This window comes from Clostridium algidicarnis (assembly GCF_000703125.1).
Taxonomy (GTDB): Bacteria; Bacillota; Clostridia; order Clostridiales; family Clostridiaceae; genus Clostridium_L; species Clostridium_L algidicarnis.
On the sequence record NZ_JNLN01000001.1, the window covers coordinates 458,995 to 476,135 of the forward strand.

Consider the following 17,141-nt stretch of genomic DNA (forward strand, 5'->3'; position numbering starts at 1 on the left):
AGAGATTAAATTGCTCATGAAAAATAAAGACTACTTCATTCGTTGAGCTTTAGCACTATATAACTTTGGCTTTGTTTTAAAACATACCAGCTACATTAAGTAAAGCCTTAATCGACAGTACCTGCTAACCCGTTGGCGTCTCTCGACATTTCTGGGCAGTAGCTTATATTTATATAGTAACCTCACCTAACAATTCTATATTAATTTTTATTTTGTATAATTCATTTTTACTTCTTTATAATAAGACTAAGATTTTTAAAAGTCAATCATTAACATAAATAAACATTATATTTACAATTAATATAAGCTATGCCTTATACTAATATATTAGGTCTTTTTCTTTCTGTGATTACTTTGTTGATTCTCTCTTAGTTTTGTTTACGTCCATTATCTTTTTTACTATGTAGTCATAGCCTTTAGGTGAATGTGGTATTAAACAATTTGAACAATCCTTTATACCATTGATATCATTTTTATTTCCACCGCAATCTTCTAAAAGATAAAGTGGACAATAGCAAAACAAACAGTTAAATTCTTCTTCATTTTTAACTTTGTGACAAGGAAAGTACTGACACCCGTCATTTTTAAAAAACCTATAATTATTATCCATACAAACTCCCCCTATTTAAAACTACATCTTAAAATTAACTTATATAAATAAGTTGTGTCTATAGTTTCTAATTAATAACCTTATTTTAGATTGTTTGTTAAAAACTTTATAAAGCTATTATATATTAATATCATTAATATAACCTAAATATACATATTAAAAATTTAATTGTCAACCTTTTAGATTATACTTTAACTACCTATTAGTAGTATTAATCACCACCAGCATAAATAACGGAGATTTCCCCTATATCTTTGTAAAATACTCATTAATTTTATTTCCCCATGCTTACTCCTTTTGCCTTAACTTTTAAATTTGTCTTTTTACTACCTCTAAATTTCCCTCAGAAGTATATCCTGCATACATGATATGCTTTACATCATTTATATTTCTATTCTTAAGTTCATTAATAAGCCATGCTTCATCCTTATTTATGATGCTTAAATTCTGATTTAATATAGCACCATCTAATATAACCTCTATAGTCATTCCCTTATATGGTACCTTTATATTTAAATCCTTAAGGGTTACCTCCCTACTTTGTGAATTTTTAAGTACACTAAGCTCACCATGTGCTTCAAGCAAAGCGAACTCCACTTCACTTAATTCAAATATACCCTTTTCTCTTAGTTGCATCAACAAATCACCAATATTGTATCTAACCTTTTTCATGTTTTTTTCATTTACAACTCCATTTTGTATTATTATAACGGGATCACTCTCTATAAGCTTTCTTGTCCTTATACTTTTTAAATTGATGTTACCTATAATTATAGGTAACATGCTCCAAACTAATAAAGCAATTATAGTGTCATACATACTTATATCTCTATCTATAATTCCTGATCCCGCTATAGATCCTATGGTAATTCCAACTATATAGTCAAAAAATGTTATCTGAGAAAGCTGTTTTCGACCCATAAGCCTTGCAAGTATAAGTAATATAAAAAAAGTTGCTACAGATTTTATAAAAACATATAAATAATTCATTTTTACTCACCTTTTCTTTTCGTAAACTTTATCTTTTTATTATTTAGTCTTTGTATCTTCTATGTTTTTATTCCTATAATACTATTAAAATCCTTCTAATCACCTTAATGGTTAATAATTGTATAGTCCTTAAACATTATATAAATATATCTATACCCTTAAAATTGACGCCTCTTGTAATTGAAAAAAATATTTTTCATAATCTTTAAACTTTTTATAACAAATATTTATTACATACCTACAAATTAAGTATGATTTGTTATAATCTAAAGAGATGAACTTAAATAAAAGGAGGACATTTTATATGGAACTAAAAAAAATCAATGGAAATAGCTATTATGTACCCTCTGGTACTAATATTGGAGTATATACATTTAAAAATAAAAACTGCATACTTATAGATACTGGTATAAATAATACCTCTGCCAGGAAAGTAGAAGAAGCTTTATCAGAAAACAACTTGCATCCTAAATATATAATAAATACCCATAGCCACCTAGATCATTGTGGTGGAAATAATTACTTTTTAAATAATTATCCAGGATGCATAACCTACGCTTCTTTAAAAGAAAAGATATTTATGGAGAACCCTGAGATTATGCCCTATGCATTATTCTCATCTTACTCTGCTAAAGAACTAAAAAAATCTAATACACCTATAAATGTTGATGAAGTATTAGATTATGGTATAAATAAAATTAATGATGAAAAAATAGAAATAACTTCGCTAAAAGGTCACTCTATGGAACACATAGGAATAATAACTCCTGATAAAGTATGTTATCTTGGAGATTCCATATTCAGCGAAGAAATCATAAAAAGACACCCTTTTCCTTACCTATATAATATAGAGGAATCATTAAATACCTTAGAATATATAAAGACTTTAGATGCTGACTACTTTATGGTAAGCCATGCAAAAATCATCTATTCTAAAGATGAAATAATAAATCTTGCAGATATAAATATAGAAAACATACACAAATATATAAATCAATGTTTAGAACTCTTAGATCAACCATTAACAAGGGAAGACCTCTTAGAAAGCATTGCCTTATTAAATGATATAAACTTAGGTTTTAATGAATATTATATAAACTTAGGTGCTACCTCAGCTTTTATATCTTATCTGTTTAATAAATTATTAATCGGTTTTTCTACAGAAGATGGTAAGCTATATTATTTTAAAAAATAGTCTGTTTATTATCAAAATCATCAACAAAACATTGTATAAACTATAAATACTTGTGAACTGTCCCAAATTATTTACCAAGTATTTATAGTTATGAACTGTCCCCTATATTCCTTATATTTTTTCAAAAGCTATTGACTTAATATTCTGAATAATATATAATTAATTTAACAACATGAATTAGCAAAACTATCCTCTTCATATTCATAAATCGATTGTAGGAGGTGGTAAAATATTTATAAAGTAATACTTCTAGAATATTAATAAGAAAAGAGGTGAGACCACCAGAAAATTAAATTTTATAAATAAAACGCTTAAATTTGTTTTCCTCTTTGCAAAGGGTTAATTATAAATATAACCATTAAGTAATATATAAGAGTGAATAACAAATGGACATTACGGAAGGAGACTCCATATTGACAGATACAGAAAATAGTCCGCCAAAAACCAATGAAAGTTAGAGCGCTTACTAAAGGTATTTATATAGATAGTAAGCACTCTAACTTTTTAATTTTATTAACTCATATTCAATAACTTTTAATACTTAAACCTGTAAAGATAATTAAAATAATACTTGGATCAATTCTTCTTTTGTAATATTAGACATATAATTAGACATGTCTACATCTTTTAAGGCTTCAATAACAGAAGCTTTTTCGTGTTTTATTCCTTTAAGGGTATTTTCTAAAGTTATTATATCTTCTCTGCCGAAGAAATCTCCATATATTTTAATTTCATTAATAACTCCAAGCTTTACATCAACATTACATTCTACTGTTCCACCTTTAAACTTCTTTTCTTCTTTAAAGTTATACTTAGGTGACTTACCAAAGTTCCAATCCCAGGTACTGTACTTTTCTTCTCTAAGCTTTTCTATAGTCTTTATTTCTTGTTCATTAAATTCTTCAATCTTTGCCCCTTCTTTAATAGCTAAGTGGTGAAATATTTCATCTTTAAATTCTAATACATCCATAGGATTATGTTTAAGATGATCACTTATATTTGTAACCCTGCTGCTAATGGATTTTACGCTTTTATCTGTAAATTTAATAGGTTTTGAAATAAGGGCTTTACTTAAGTCGGACATACTAGAAGAAAATAATAAGGTTCCATGATGCATTACCCTGTTTTTGTACTTACACTGAGCATTTCCTGAGAATTTCTTACCTTCTATCAAAAGGTCGTTTCTTCCTGAAAACTCAGCCTTAACTCCAAGTTCATGTAAAACTTCAATTATTGGCTTCACAAACTTTTCAAAATCATTAAAACTTTGTCCATCGTTTACTATAAAGGTGAAGTTTATATTTCCAAGATCATGAAATACGGCTCCACCTCCTGTAAGTCTTCTAACAACCTTTATACTATTTTCAGTTATGTAATCTAAATTTATTTCAGAAAGAGTGTTTTGATTTTTCCCAACAACTATGCAAGACTCGTTTCTCCAAAGCATAAAATATTCCTCATCAGTATGCTTTAATAAATATTCTTCTGATGCTAAATTAAAATAAGCGTCTGTATTTAAATTATTTATATATCTCATGAAATTTCTCCTTTGATTTTATGTAAGATTTTAATAGTTATTATGATTTATTAAAAATATTTATGTATATAATATTTCAAAAAATATCTTATGAATAAAATATATCCAATCTTTTGTCTTTTATTTTTTGCCCTTTATCCATATCTAATGTCTTTTATAACTAAAATCCACATACCCTTAGGTTACTCTAAGAATATGTGGAAGCTAGTATTATTTCTCTCATAACATCATAAGTTTTTTTATTTTCTAGGAGGTGCTATATGAATTGCTTCTTTCTTCAATCCTAAAGCAGCTTCATAAAATGCTTCGCTTAATGTTGGATGTGCATGAACTGTCTTCTTTATATCCTCTACACCAAGCTTATTATTTATTGCAAGTGCACCTTCATGAATTAGGTCAGAAGCATGTGGTCCCATAATATGTACTCCTATTATGGTATCATCTTCTTTAAGTGATAATATTTTAATGAATCCATCTCCTTCTCCAAGAGATAATGCTTTTCCGTTAGCACCAAACATAAATTTACTTGCATTATATTCTAGTTCTCTTTTTTTAGCCTCATCTTCAGTAACCCCAACTGAAGCGATTTCTGGGAATACAAATATGCAATCTGGTATTATTGCTTCATATTTTTTATTTGTAAGTCCAGCTATATGTTCTACCGCATAAACTCCTTGACTTGATGCAGCATGAGCTAAAAGTGATATACCGTTCACGTCCCCAATGGCATATATCCCCTCTATATTAGTTTTAAGATTCTCATCTACCCTTATTCCCTTTTTATCCATATCTATTCCTAATGATTCTATATCCAAGCCTTTTACATTGGCTCTTCTCCCCTTAGAAATCAATATTGTATCTGCAGTTATAGACATTTCTCCCTTTTTACCCTCGGCTTTTACCACAAGTTTTTCACCTTGTCTTTCAATAGATTTTACATCTACTGATGATTGAACTTCTATGCCTTGTTTCTTTAGATAAGCAGAATATCTTTTTGTAATATCACTATCTACAGATGGAAATATTGTTGTTGAAGCTTTAATAACTTTAACCTTAGTTTTCATAGCATTAAATATTCCAGCGAATTCTAATCCTATTACGCCTCCTCCTAAAATTACTAACTCTTCTGGTATTTCCTCAAATTCTAAAAGTTCATCACTAGTTACAACACCTTTTTCCTCAATACCTTTTATGTTAGGCATATAAGGAACAGATCCCGTAGCTATTATAATATTTTTAGTTCTCATATCCTGCACACCATCTGCAGTCTTAACAGTAACTGTATTTTTATCCTTTAAAGTAGCTTCTCCAGAAATAACTTCTACCTTATTAGCTTTTAAAAGTTGTTCTACTCCTAATACTAGCGTATGTACAACTTTGTTTTTTCTATCCTGTACCTTTGCTACGTTTATGCTATAATCAGAAACACTTATTCCGAACTCATCTATATTTTCTAATATGTTAAGTATTTCTGCATTTCTATAAAGAGCCTTTGTGGGTATACAACCTCTATTAAGACACGTACCGCCTAACTTATCTTTTTCTATTACTGTAACGTTAAGCCCGAGTTGGGCTGCTCTTATAGCAGCCACATATCCTCCTGGGCCTCCTCCTATTATAATTATATCCTTATCCATTATATATTCTCTCCTCCTAATTCTCTTTGCTCCATTTTACAATTGGAGTTCTTGCAGCTTTTACCTCATCTAGTCTTCTAACTGGAGTATTGTGAGGAGCTGTTTTAAAGATTTCAGGATCTTTTTCTGCTTCTTTAGCTATTTTAATCATAGCATCAATAAACTCATCAATAGTTTCTTTGCTCTCAGTTTCAGTAGGCTCTATCATAAGTGCATTATCAACTATAAGAGGAAAATAAATTGTTGGTGGATGGAATCCGTAATCTATAAGCCTCTTTGCAACATCAAGGGTTGAAACCCCTGTTTCTTTATTTTTTATTCCTGCAAATACTATTTCATGTTTACATACTTTATCAATAGCTATTTTATAGTAATCTCTCAGGCTTTCTTTAATGTAGTTAGCATTAAGAACAGCAACTTGTGAAGCTTCTTTTAATCCATCGCTACCTAAAGTTAATATATAAGTATAAGCCCTTACCATAACTCCAAAGTTTCCATAAAAATTCTTTATCTTACCTATAGACTCTGGTTTATTATAATCTAAGGTAAATACTTCATTTACTTTTTTAACTGTTGGACTAGGTAAGAACTTTTCTAATTCTTTCTTAACTCCAACTGGTCCTGATCCTGGGCCTCCTCCACCATGAGGTGTAGAGAATGTTTTATGAAGATTTAAATGACATACATCGAATCCCATATCTCCAGGTCTTGTAATTCCCATTACTGCATTTAGATTAGCTCCATCATAATAAAGCAATCCACCTGCTTCATGAACAAGATCTGCTATTTGTCTTATATCTTTTTCAAACAAACCTAATGTATTAGGATTTGTAAGCATAAGACCAGCTATCTCATCATTTAACACAGATTTTAATGCCTCAATATCTACGGTACCATCTTTATTTGATTTTGCTTCTATTATATCGAATCCAACTACTTTTGCACTAGCTGGATTAGTTCCATGAGCTGAGTCTGGGACTATTATTTTAGTTCTCTTTTTATCGCCTCTACTCCTATGATATTGTTTAATTATCATAAGCCCTGTAAGTTCTCCATGAGCACCAGCCGCTGGCTGAAGAGTAAATGCATCAAGTCCTGTAATTTCGCATAAATTTCCTGATAGATTATACATAAGTTCTAGAGCACCTTGTATTTGATCTTCTTTTTGATAAGGATGAATTCTAGAAAAACCATTTAAAGCTGCCATATCTTCATTTATCTTAGGATTGTATTTCATAGTACAAGATCCTAGTGGATAAAATCCTACATCTACACTATAGTTTTTATTAGAAAGTGCTGTGTAATGTCTTACTACATCAACTTCACTAACTTCTGGTAATGCTATTTCATCATCTCTTAAAAGGTCCTTTGGAAGCAACTCTTCAAGCTCCATATCTGGAACATCTAACTTTGGAAGTGAATATGCTTTTCTTCCGTCTTTTGAAAGTTCAAATATTAATTTACTATAATCTCTCATCTATATCACCTCCATTACCTTAACTAGCTTATCTATATCAGATTTACTTCTTTTTTCTGTGACACATAAAAGCATAGAATTTTTATGATTTTCGTAATTCTTTGTTATATTGTATCCACCTAATATGCCTTTATCTTCAAGACCTTCATTAGCTTTATCTACATCTTTATCTAAAGCTACTGCAAATTCTTTAAAGAAAGGTTTATCTTTAAATAAAGGTTTTACTTTACCAGATTCAATCAACTTGTTATAAGCATAATGAGATTTTTTTATACACTGTTCTGCCACTTCTTTAATTCCTTGTTTTCCAAGTGTAGACATATAAATAGCTGCTGATATAGCATTTAATGTCTGATCTGAACATATATTTGAAGTTGCCTTTTCACGTCTTATATGTTGTTCTCTTGCTTGAAGAGTTAATACAAAACCTCTTTTTCCATCTACATCTTCAGTTTGACCAACTATTCTTCCTGGTAATTTTCTCATAAGCTTAGAAGTTGCTGTCATGAATCCTACACAAGGTCCTCCAAAGTTTATATTTTGTCCTAGCGCTTGTCCTTCTCCCACTGCAATATCCGCCCCTAGTTTTCCTGGGCTTTTAAGTATACCAAGTGAAATTGGATCCACACTCATTATGAAAAGTGATTTATTGTCATGTATTATTTTTTCAGCCTCACTGACATCTTCTATTATTCCAAAGAAATTAGGACTTTGAATTAATACTCCTGCAGTATCTTTGTCCATAAGACCTTTTAAACTTTCTATATCTGTAGTACCATCTTTTTCTTCTATTTCAACATATTCTACATCTCTAAATTTTAAGTAGGTATCTAAAACCTTTCTTGTTTCAGGATTTACTGTTTTAGATACTAATACCTTTTTCCTTCTAGTTGACACAGATGTTAATATTGCTGCTTCTGCTGCTGCTGTTGGTCCATCATACATTGATGCATTTGCTACATCTAAGCCTGTAAGCTCGCAAATCATACTTTGGAATTCAAATACTCCTTGTAATGTTCCTTGGCTTATCTCTGGTTGATATGGAGTATAAGCTGTATAAAATTCAGATCTAGATACTAAATGCTTTATTACTGCTGGTATATAATGGTCATAAGCACCTGCCCCTAAGAAACAAATATAATCATCTATGCTTTTATTCTTTCTTGCAAGTTCACTAACCTTATTAGATACTTCTATTTCAGAAGATGACTTTTCAATTTGAAGCTCTTTATTTAATAAAACGTTTTCTGGAATATCTTTAAAAAGATCTTGCATAGTTTTAACACCTATGATTTTAAGCATTTCTTCCTTATCTTGGTCTATATTTGCGATATAAGGATACATATTTTACCCCTCCTTATTACATAACTCCTGATAATTTTCAGCATTTATTAATTCGTTTAATTCTTCTTTATTAGTTACTTCTACACATAATAACCAATTATCATATGGATTATCATTTAAAACACTAGGATCATCTACTACTTCCTCATTAATTTCTAATACCTTACCGCTAATTGGCATAAGAGAATCTGAAGCTGCCTTTACTGATTCAATAACTCCAAACACTTCTTCCTTTTCCAATTCACTATCTATCTCTGGTAATTCAACAAATACTATAGATCCTAAAGAATGTTGAGCAAAATCTGTAAGTCCTATATAAGCTTTATCCCCTTCTACCTTTACCCAATCATGATCTTTTGTATATAATAGATCTTTTAAAACTTTCATATTTAATACCTCCTATTTACTTTTAGTTTGTTTATTATAAAACTTTTTACTTATTATAGTTGCTTTTAATTTTCTATTTCTTACTTGGATATATATTTCTTTACCCATTTCAGAATTCTCAGTATTTATTAATGCACAACCAATATTTTTCTTTAATGTTGGAGAGAAATATCCTGTAGTAACTATCCCTATTTCTTTTCCATTTTCATCTACTACATTATATCCATGTCTTGCAATTCCTTTGTCTGTCATTTCAAAACCAATAACTTTTCTCTTTAAACCTTCAGCTTTTTGTTTTTGTAAAACATCTTTACCAATAAACTCTTCTTTATTTAATTTAACAAAATATCCAAGACCACCTTCTAGTGGAGTTATATCTTGAGAAATTTCATTTCCGTATAAAGGAAGGTTTGCTTCGAATCTTAAAGTGTCTCTAGCTCCAAGTCCTATAGGCTTAACTCCATCCGCTTTTCCTTCTTTTAATATTGCATCCCATAAGGTTACAATTCCTGAAGGTTCCATATATATTTCAAATCCATCTTCACCGGTATATCCTGTCCTAGATACTAAACAATCTATACCTTTAATTTTAACATTTCTCTTAAAATAGAAAAATTTAATTTCTGATAAATCTACATCTACCATTCTTTGAAGTATTTCTTGTGCTTTTGGTCCTTGAAGTGCTAATTGAGCATATTTAGGTGAAACGTTTTCTAATTCTATATCGAAACCCTCTTTGTTGTCGCAAAGCCATTTAAAGTCTTTATCTGCATTACTAGCATTTACAACTAAAAAGTAATCACCCTCATCAAATTTGTATAATATTAAATCATCTACGACTCCACCATTTTCATAACACATTAAAGTATAAACGACTTGATTGTTTTCTAAAATTCCTATGTCATTAGTCATAATATGTTGTAAAAACTTTAACGCATCCTTACCTTTTACTGTAATTTCTCCCATGTGGGAAACGTCAAATAACCCTGCATTATTTCTTACGGCTTCATGTTCTGGGATTATCCCTTCAAACTCTACTGGTAAAAGCCACCCAGCATAATCAACTGCCTTGCCACCGTATTTTTCATATGAGTCAATAAGTGGTGTTTTCCTTAAATTATCCAATATTAGCCCCCCTATCATTTGAAATATATTATAAATAAACTTGAATTAACAAATTTATATAAATATCAAACTTACTAAGAACTGAAAATACTATAGTAACTTGTTCTTTAAGGCTATTATAAAGTTTCCTATAGAAAATTTCAATACATTTCACTGTTAATTACGAATTTTTTGAATGTTTAATTGATTATATTTTTTTACAAGATGCTCTAACTCATTTATGTGCCTTGATTCTAAGTACTTTAATTGTTCTCAATGTACTTTACTAAAAGTTTCACATTATTTTCTATAGCTGAAAAATGTGTTCTTTCATAGTGATGTGTAGAGTCTACTCCAGGTCCTATACATGCAAATTTAAAATCTCCACCTTGAAGTATAGCGTGAGTAGCATCTGAACTATAAAAATTAAAAACATCTACCCTGTAATCTATATTATTTTCTTTTGCTATACCTGAGAGTTTACGTCTTAATTCATAATCATAAACACTCTTTCTATCTTTAGCTGCAATGGTTACAGCATACTCTGAAGACTCTTGTCCCTTTCCTACCGGTGCTATATCAATAGCTACCATTTCTTTAACTTTATCTGATATATTGTTACCTGATACTCCATGTCCCATTTCTTCATAATTACTAATATAAAACTCTGTAGTACAACATGGTGTTATTTTGTTTTCTTTTAAATATCTACATACTTCAAATACCATTGCCACTGCTAACTTATTATCTAAATATCTAGATTTAACAAAGCCACTTTCTGTTATCTTTGTTCTTGTATCCATATAAATAAAATCACCAACATTTATACCAATATCCAATACATCTTCTTTTGTTTCTACCTTTTCATCTATTCTTATTATCATATTATTTTCATTTCTACTTAAATTTGCGACTTCTTGTCCGTATATGTGAGTAGATGCGGTTCTAGGCATAACGGATCCACTTATCTCACGTCCGGATTCAGTTATTATATGACAATTTTCTCCTTCAATAGAACCAAAGCACCCTCCACCTATTCTTTTATATTTAAGCTTACCATCAGCTTCTATTTCCTTTACCATAGCTCCTAATGTATCCATATGAGCAGATATTATTATTTCTTCCTCGGTGTTTTTCCCCTCTAACGTAGCAATTAATGCACCTTTTTTTGTTATAACTGTTTTCAATCCTAGCTTTTCAAAATCTAATCTAGCTTCCTCAATAGCTATTTTCGTATAACCTCCAGGGCTTGGTATATCCATATACTTTTTCATCATATTAAGCAAGTATTCCATATCAATATTCATATTTATTCCCCCTATAATTATATATTACGGTTTTAATTATATATTACGGTTTTAATTATATCACAAATATTTTTTCATATAAGCCTCACCTTAAATGCTTATAGTGCAAAATATCCTTACATTTTGTGTAATGAAGAGATAGTCTATATTTTGCAATATGAAAAAATGGGGTTATAATTAAAAAAGGAGGTGTTTATATGAAGGTAATAAAAAAGAGTGGTAGAATAGAAGATTTTGATGAAAAGAAGTTGGGAACTAGCATATTAAATGCTGCTTTGGATGCAAAAACGAACTTAACTCAAGGTGATATAAATAATATAACCAAAGAAATTTATACTGAAATAAAAAAGATCCGTAATGAAAAGACTTCCAGTTATGAGCTATTTGCTTTAACTATTACTATTTTAAAGAATCAAGGTTTTAAAAACTTAGCAAAAGAATATGCAAGTTATTCAATAAATTCTTAATAAAAGCAGCCTAATGAATGATGTGACCCCATTAAGTTAGACTTTATTGCGTAGTAGTTTTTAACTGCTATGCAATAATTTTATGCAGCTAAGTGGCTAAGTCTGTATTCTACAGGACTCATCCATCCTAGTTTCTCTTTAATTCGTTTCTCGTTATAATACTTTATGTATTTGTCTATTGTCTCTTTCAGTTCCTCATAGCTATAATAAACCACACCATAATACATTTCTTGTTTCATAATTCCAAAGAAGTTTTCCATTACTGAATTATCATGGCAGTTTCCTTTCCGGGACATACTTTGGAATATTTTATTTTCATTCAGATTATAACTATAAGCCTTCATTTGGTAAGCCCATCCTTGATCTGAATGAAATGTGCGCCTGTATTTACAATCGCTTGTAATTTTTATGGCTTCATTTAAAGCATTCATTATATTCTCAGCAGATGGTCGTTGTGAAATAGCATAGTTAATTATTTCTCTATTGTACATATCCATAAATGGATCCAGATAGAGCTTCTTGATGATCATTCTTCCTTTGTCATCTATATCATAATACTTAAATTCAGAGGTGTCTGTTGTAATCTTTTGGTGTTGAATATGAGTATCAAATCTCCTGTGAATTCTATTCGGAGCAACCTTGCCCACCTTGCCTTTATAAGAACTGTATTTACGGCTTTTTCTGGTAAACGAAGAAACTTGTAGCCCAAGCTTTTGAACAACTCTTTGAACACGTTTTTTGTTTACAATGAGTCCCTGTTTTCTTAATTCTCCATAAATCCGACGATAACCAAAATCTTTGTTTTCTTTTCTAATTTCAAGGATTCTTTGCTCAAGATCTTCATTTGGATTTTCTCTATCAAAGCGTTTTTGCCAGTACATATATGTTGCTTTAGGAAAACCTGTGAATGCGAGAATATCTTTCAGTTTGAAATCTCCGCGGAGGCTGTGGATGATTCTCGCTTTTTTTTCAGAAGAGTTTCCTCCTCTAAACGCAGCCTCCTCAGTTCTTTTAAATAGGAATTCTCTATTCTTAACTTGAGATTTTCATCTTCAAGTTGTTTTAAATACTCTGAATTATTGCTTACATTTTCAATATTTGTGAGTTTACTTTCCTTTGGCTTAGACACTTTGGAACGGCGCCCCTTTCTTTTGGGTCGTAAAGCATCAGGACCAGCAATTCTAAAATCGTTTACCCATTTCATAACATCTCGAGAAGATTTTACACCATACTTATTTGCTAAAAAGTTTTTTCCCCCTTCACCATTCATGTATGAATTTACAATTCTTTTCTTGAATTCATAATCATATTTTGCCATAAAAAACCGACCTCCAATTGCTAGATTTTTAGGTCTAACTTTTAGGGGTCGGCTCAGAATTAGGCTGCTTTTATTAAAAACTTATATACAATATATGATTGACACTTTTTTAACTACCTGCATCTTTTGTAGAATAATATGTAATTGATTATTATATAACGAACTAAATACTCCATAATTTTTTATCGTCTCTTTCTATTTGTAAAAAAGTATATTATACCAAATGCTACAGCTGACATCATGACAGCTACAGTTATATAAAATCCTTGTGGATGATCTAATAATGGCATAAACTTAAAATTCATACCAAATATTCCTGATAATATACTAGCTGGAAGCAACATCACCGTTATAAATGTTAAAAGTTCCATAGTCTTATTCATTCTATTAGAATATATTGAGTTGTAAATATCTATACAAGAATATATAGAAGACTCAACATTTTCAGCTAGATTTAATGTATCTTGAAAAGAAAAAAATAATTTATCATAAAGTTTAATATCATTAAATTCATCTTCAAGATAAACTAGTATAGACTTATAATAATTAGTGCATCTTTTAATCATATATATTTTCTTCTTATCCTTTAAAAGCGATTCAAGTTGTATACTATCTTTAGCTACAGCATCTTCGAACCTAATTTCCACATCATCTTCTAGCTTTATTAGCTTCTGATCATAACTTAACATAAGGAACTGAAATAATGACAAAAACACAGTTTTATAATCTATTTCCTTATTCCTACTTATCTTTTCTTCTATAAATTCTATGAACCCTTTTTCTTTAAAATATAAGGATACTAATCCATCTTCAAGTACAGCCTCAACTCTTTTTTTATTTAATTCATCTACATAAGGCATATTAATAACTATCTTATTTTTATCTTTTATCTCTATGTCCCTGCTAAAATTAATATTTGAACTCCTTTTAGTGAACATATCTTCATATACGTCTGTTAAATATAATACTGCATCTCCACTTTTTATTTCTTTATATCTTTTGTTTTTTTCTATCTTACCATCTTTATATAATACTATACCCAAATTAACCTCTCCTTTAAACTATTACAATTAATTAAGTTATATATTTAAAACAGCGTGGATGCAATAATTACTTTAAATATATGTTGTATACTATTATAATGTATTTAAGCATAGTATAATAGAGTAACTAAGGAGGATTTAAGATGACTGATAATAAAGATGATAGAATTGTTGATTTTAATGAACTTAAAAATAAAGCTAGGGAAAAGGATATAGATAATTTTGAACAATATATATATGATCTATATTATTCTTTATCTCAAGGCGAATTATCTATAGCAGCATTTTCTTCAAAAATCAAAGAATATATGGATAAGAACTCGATTTCTTCTGAAAAACTTTTTAACATTCAAAAAGAAATGATGAAAAGGTATGGTTTAGATCCTAAAGATATAGAAGCTCAAATGAAAAGTTTAGGTCTAAACTTTTCTGAAATGCCAATAGAGTCGGACTATGAGAATATAAGGAAGGCTATAGGATTTAATGAAAAATATAAGAACAGCCTAAATTCAAAAGTGGTTAGTACCTATTCTATATCCAATAATTCTAATAAGGTAGATATAATCTTAGATAAAGAAAATGTAATTCTTAGAAGCAGTAATGCCATAAACCTTAAGGATTTAGAACTAAATGAATTTTTATGTTCATATAAAAAGGTAATAGAAGATAAGCCTTTAAATATATCTTTATGTGAAAATATAAAAACTTATGAATATTAATAAAAAGCGACCCTAGAGTCGCTTTTTATTATACTCTATTTACTTTTTAGACTTCAACTAAATAATTTTCTTTACTATCTACTTCTTTTTGTATCTTTTCTATAAAGCTATCTAGTGATGAAACACCTTCGTCTCCATTTTTTCTACTTCTAACTGAAACTTCATTATTTTCTACTTCTTTTTCACCTACTATTAATAGATAAGGTACTCTTTCCATACGTCCTTCGCGAATTTTGTAACCAATCTTTTCAGCTCTAAAGTCAGTTTCAACTCTTATATCTTTTTCTTTAAGTTGTTTTTCAACTTGTTTTGCATAGTCATGGAATTTCTCAGATATAGGTAATACCTTAACTTGTACTGGTGAAAGCCATGTTGGGAATGCTCCAGCAAAGTGTTCTATTAATATACCTATAAATCTTTCAATGCTTCCAAATACAACTCTGTGTACCATAACTGGTCTATGCTTTTCTGAATCTGCACCTATATAGGAAATATCAAATCTTTCAGGCATTTGGAAATCTAATTGTACTGTTCCACACTGCCAAGTTCTTCCTATACAATCTCTTAAGTGGAAGTCTATCTTAGGACCATAAAATGCTCCATCGCCTTCATTTATCTTGTATTTAAGCCCAGCTTTATCTAAAGCTAACTTAAGACCATTTGTTGCAAGTTCCCAATCCTCATCGCTTCCCATAGAGTTTTCTGGTCTAGTTGAAAGTTCTACAAAATAATCAAATCCAAATTTCTTATAAAATTCATCAATTAATTTAATAACATCTACAACTTCATCTGTAATTTGATCTTTAGTCATGAATATATGAGCATCATCTTGAGTAAAACATCTAACTCTCATAAGTCCGTGTAAAGCACCTGAAAGTTCATGTCTATGAACAAGGCCAAGCTCTGCAAGTCTTATTGGTAACTCTTTATAAGAATGCATACTATCTTTATATACTAATATAGATCCAGGACAATTCATAGGTTTTATTGCAAAGTCTTCCTCATCTATCTTTGTAAAATACATATTTTCTTTATAGTGATCCCAGTGTCCTGACTGATGCCATAAAGATTCGCTTAATATAATAGGAGTTTTTATCTCATCATATCCTGCTTTTCTATGAACCTCTCTCCAGTAATCTTCTAAAAGATTTCTTAGGACCATTCCTTTAGGATAAAAGAATGGGAATCCTGGACCCTCTTCATGCATCGCAAAAAGTCCGAGCTCCTTACCTATCTTTCTATGATCTCTTTTTTTAGCTTCTTCTAACATATTTAGGTATGCTTCAAGCTCGCTTTGTTTTGCAAAAGCTGTTCCATATATTCTTTGAAGCATTTTCTTTTTTTCGTCACCTCTCCAATAAGCTCCTGCAAGAGACAACAATTTAACTGCTTTAACCTTTTTAGTAGAAGGTACATGAGGACCTGCACATAAGTCGACAAACTCACCTTGCTTGTAAAATGATATAATAGAATCCTCTGGTAAGTCTTGTATTAATTCTACCTTATAATCTTCATCTTTATTCCTTACATACTCGATAGCTTCTGATCTTGGAAGCTCAAATCTTTCTAATTCTAAATCTTCTTTTATTATCTTTTGCATTTCTTTTTCTATTTTTTCTAATATTTCTGGTGTAAAAGAAAAGTCCGCTTCAAAATCATAATAAAATCCATTTTCTATAGCAGGTCCTATTGCTAATTTAACCTGTGGGTATAATCTTTTAACTGCCTGAGCCAAAATGTGAGATCCAGTATGTCTTAATGTCCATTTCCCATCATCATCTTCAAAAGTTAATATTTCTAATTTACAATCCTCGTTTATTTCAGCCATAAGCTCAGATCTTTTTCCATTTATTTTAGCTGATAATGCTTTTTTATAAAGACCTTGACTTAAGCTTTTTGCGATTTCACTTACCTTTGTTCCTTTTTCAACCTCTATAATACTTCCATCTTTTAGTGTAACCTTAATCATAATAATCCTCCTTCTTTAATCTATATTAATTTACTTG

15 protein-coding genes and 1 riboswitch are annotated in these 17,141 nt (G+C 29.9%); of the genes, 3 read left to right on the forward strand and 12 right to left on the reverse strand.

The window, feature by feature from the left end; genetic code table 11:
* Window positions 1-27: 27 nt before the first annotated feature.
* A riboswitch (M-box (ykoK) riboswitch) is annotated at window positions 28-201 on the reverse strand.
* Between the two features lie 148 nt (window positions 202-349).
* Both BV55_RS0102245 and BV55_RS0102250 read right to left on the reverse strand, forming a co-directional pair.
* Window positions 350-610, reverse strand: coding sequence for a cysteine-rich small domain-containing protein (locus tag BV55_RS0102245; RefSeq protein WP_029451109.1), 261 nt, complete (start codon window positions 608-610; stop codon window positions 350-352).
* 309 nt (window positions 611-919) lie between these two features.
* Complete coding sequence (locus BV55_RS0102250) at window positions 920-1,600, reverse strand: DUF421 domain-containing protein (RefSeq protein ID WP_029451111.1); 681 nt, start codon at window positions 1,598-1,600, stop codon at window positions 920-922.
* Window positions 1,601-1,904: 304 nt separating this feature from the next.
* On the opposite strand from BV55_RS0102250, the gene BV55_RS0102255 reads away from it, so the two are divergent.
* Window positions 1,905-2,795 (forward strand): MBL fold metallo-hydrolase, encoded by an 891-nt coding sequence (locus BV55_RS0102255; RefSeq protein WP_029451112.1) that lies wholly within the window; start codon window positions 1,905-1,907, stop codon window positions 2,793-2,795.
* A 559-nt stretch (window positions 2,796-3,354) separates the two neighbouring features.
* On the opposite strand, the gene lplA is transcribed toward BV55_RS0102255, so the two are convergent.
* The 7 genes from lplA to BV55_RS0102290 form a co-directional block, all read right to left on the reverse strand.
* Window positions 3,355-4,332 carry a lipoate--protein ligase gene (gene lplA, locus BV55_RS0102260; protein WP_029451113.1) on the reverse strand — a complete coding sequence of 326 codons (978 nt, stop codon included), beginning with the start codon at window positions 4,330-4,332 and terminating at the stop codon, window positions 3,355-3,357.
* 239 nt (window positions 4,333-4,571) lie between these two features.
* A complete protein-coding gene (lpdA, locus tag BV55_RS0102265; RefSeq protein WP_029451114.1) occupies window positions 4,572-5,969 on the reverse strand; it encodes a dihydrolipoyl dehydrogenase in 1,398 nt (465 codons plus the stop codon).
* 16 nt (window positions 5,970-5,985) lie between these two features.
* Entirely contained in the window at window positions 5,986-7,446 is a 1,461-nt protein-coding gene (gene gcvPB, locus BV55_RS0102270; protein ID WP_029451115.1) for an aminomethyl-transferring glycine dehydrogenase subunit GcvPB, read from the reverse strand.
* Window positions 7,447-8,790 carry an aminomethyl-transferring glycine dehydrogenase subunit GcvPA gene (gene gcvPA / locus BV55_RS0102275; protein ID WP_029451117.1) on the reverse strand — a complete coding sequence of 448 codons (1,344 nt, stop codon included), beginning with the start codon at window positions 8,788-8,790 and terminating at the stop codon, window positions 7,447-7,449. It lies immediately after the preceding gene.
* Window positions 8,791-8,793: 3 nt separating this feature from the next.
* Complete coding sequence (gcvH, locus tag BV55_RS0102280; RefSeq protein ID WP_029451118.1) at window positions 8,794-9,177, reverse strand: glycine cleavage system protein GcvH; 384 nt, start codon at window positions 9,175-9,177, stop codon at window positions 8,794-8,796.
* A gap of 12 nt (window positions 9,178-9,189) precedes the next feature.
* Complete coding sequence (gene gcvT, locus BV55_RS0102285) at window positions 9,190-10,302, reverse strand: glycine cleavage system aminomethyltransferase GcvT (RefSeq protein ID WP_029451119.1); 1,113 nt, start codon at window positions 10,300-10,302, stop codon at window positions 9,190-9,192.
* 242 nt (window positions 10,303-10,544) lie between these two features.
* The gene (locus tag BV55_RS0102290) at window positions 10,545-11,588 is read right to left on the reverse strand and encodes a M42 family metallopeptidase (protein WP_029451120.1); all 1,044 of its coding nucleotides are present in this window, start codon (window positions 11,586-11,588) and stop codon (window positions 10,545-10,547) included.
* A gap of 197 nt (window positions 11,589-11,785) precedes the next feature.
* On the opposite strand from BV55_RS0102290, the gene BV55_RS0102295 reads away from it, so the two are divergent.
* Window positions 11,786-12,055 carry an ATP cone domain-containing protein gene (locus tag BV55_RS0102295; RefSeq protein ID WP_029451121.1) on the forward strand — a complete coding sequence of 90 codons (270 nt, stop codon included), beginning with the start codon at window positions 11,786-11,788 and terminating at the stop codon, window positions 12,053-12,055.
* Window positions 12,056-12,135: 80 nt separating this feature from the next.
* On the opposite strand, the gene BV55_RS15235 is transcribed toward BV55_RS0102295, so the two are convergent.
* Both BV55_RS15235 and BV55_RS0102310 read right to left on the reverse strand, forming a co-directional pair.
* A protein-coding gene (locus BV55_RS15235) for an IS3 family transposase (RefSeq protein WP_242850839.1) occupies window positions 12,136-13,373 on the reverse strand; the annotation gives its coding sequence in 2 pieces (ribosomal slippage) (window positions 12,136-13,034 and window positions 13,034-13,373; 1,239 coding nt in all).
* Window positions 13,374-13,555: 182 nt separating this feature from the next.
* Window positions 13,556-14,416 carry a CorA family divalent cation transporter gene (locus BV55_RS0102310; RefSeq protein WP_029451125.1) on the reverse strand — a complete coding sequence of 287 codons (861 nt, stop codon included), beginning with the start codon at window positions 14,414-14,416 and terminating at the stop codon, window positions 13,556-13,558.
* Window positions 14,417-14,559: 143 nt separating this feature from the next.
* Between BV55_RS0102310 and BV55_RS0102315 the strand changes: the two genes are divergently transcribed.
* Window positions 14,560-15,135 (forward strand): DUF3867 domain-containing protein, encoded by a 576-nt coding sequence (locus BV55_RS0102315; RefSeq protein ID WP_029451126.1) that lies wholly within the window; start codon window positions 14,560-14,562, stop codon window positions 15,133-15,135.
* Window positions 15,136-15,181: 46 nt separating this feature from the next.
* On the opposite strand, the gene thrS is transcribed toward BV55_RS0102315, so the two are convergent.
* On the reverse strand, window positions 15,182-17,104 hold the full coding sequence (gene thrS, locus BV55_RS0102320) for a threonine--tRNA ligase (protein WP_029451127.1): 1,923 nt from the start codon (window positions 17,102-17,104) through the stop codon (window positions 15,182-15,184).
* Window positions 17,105-17,141 lie beyond the last annotated feature (37 nt).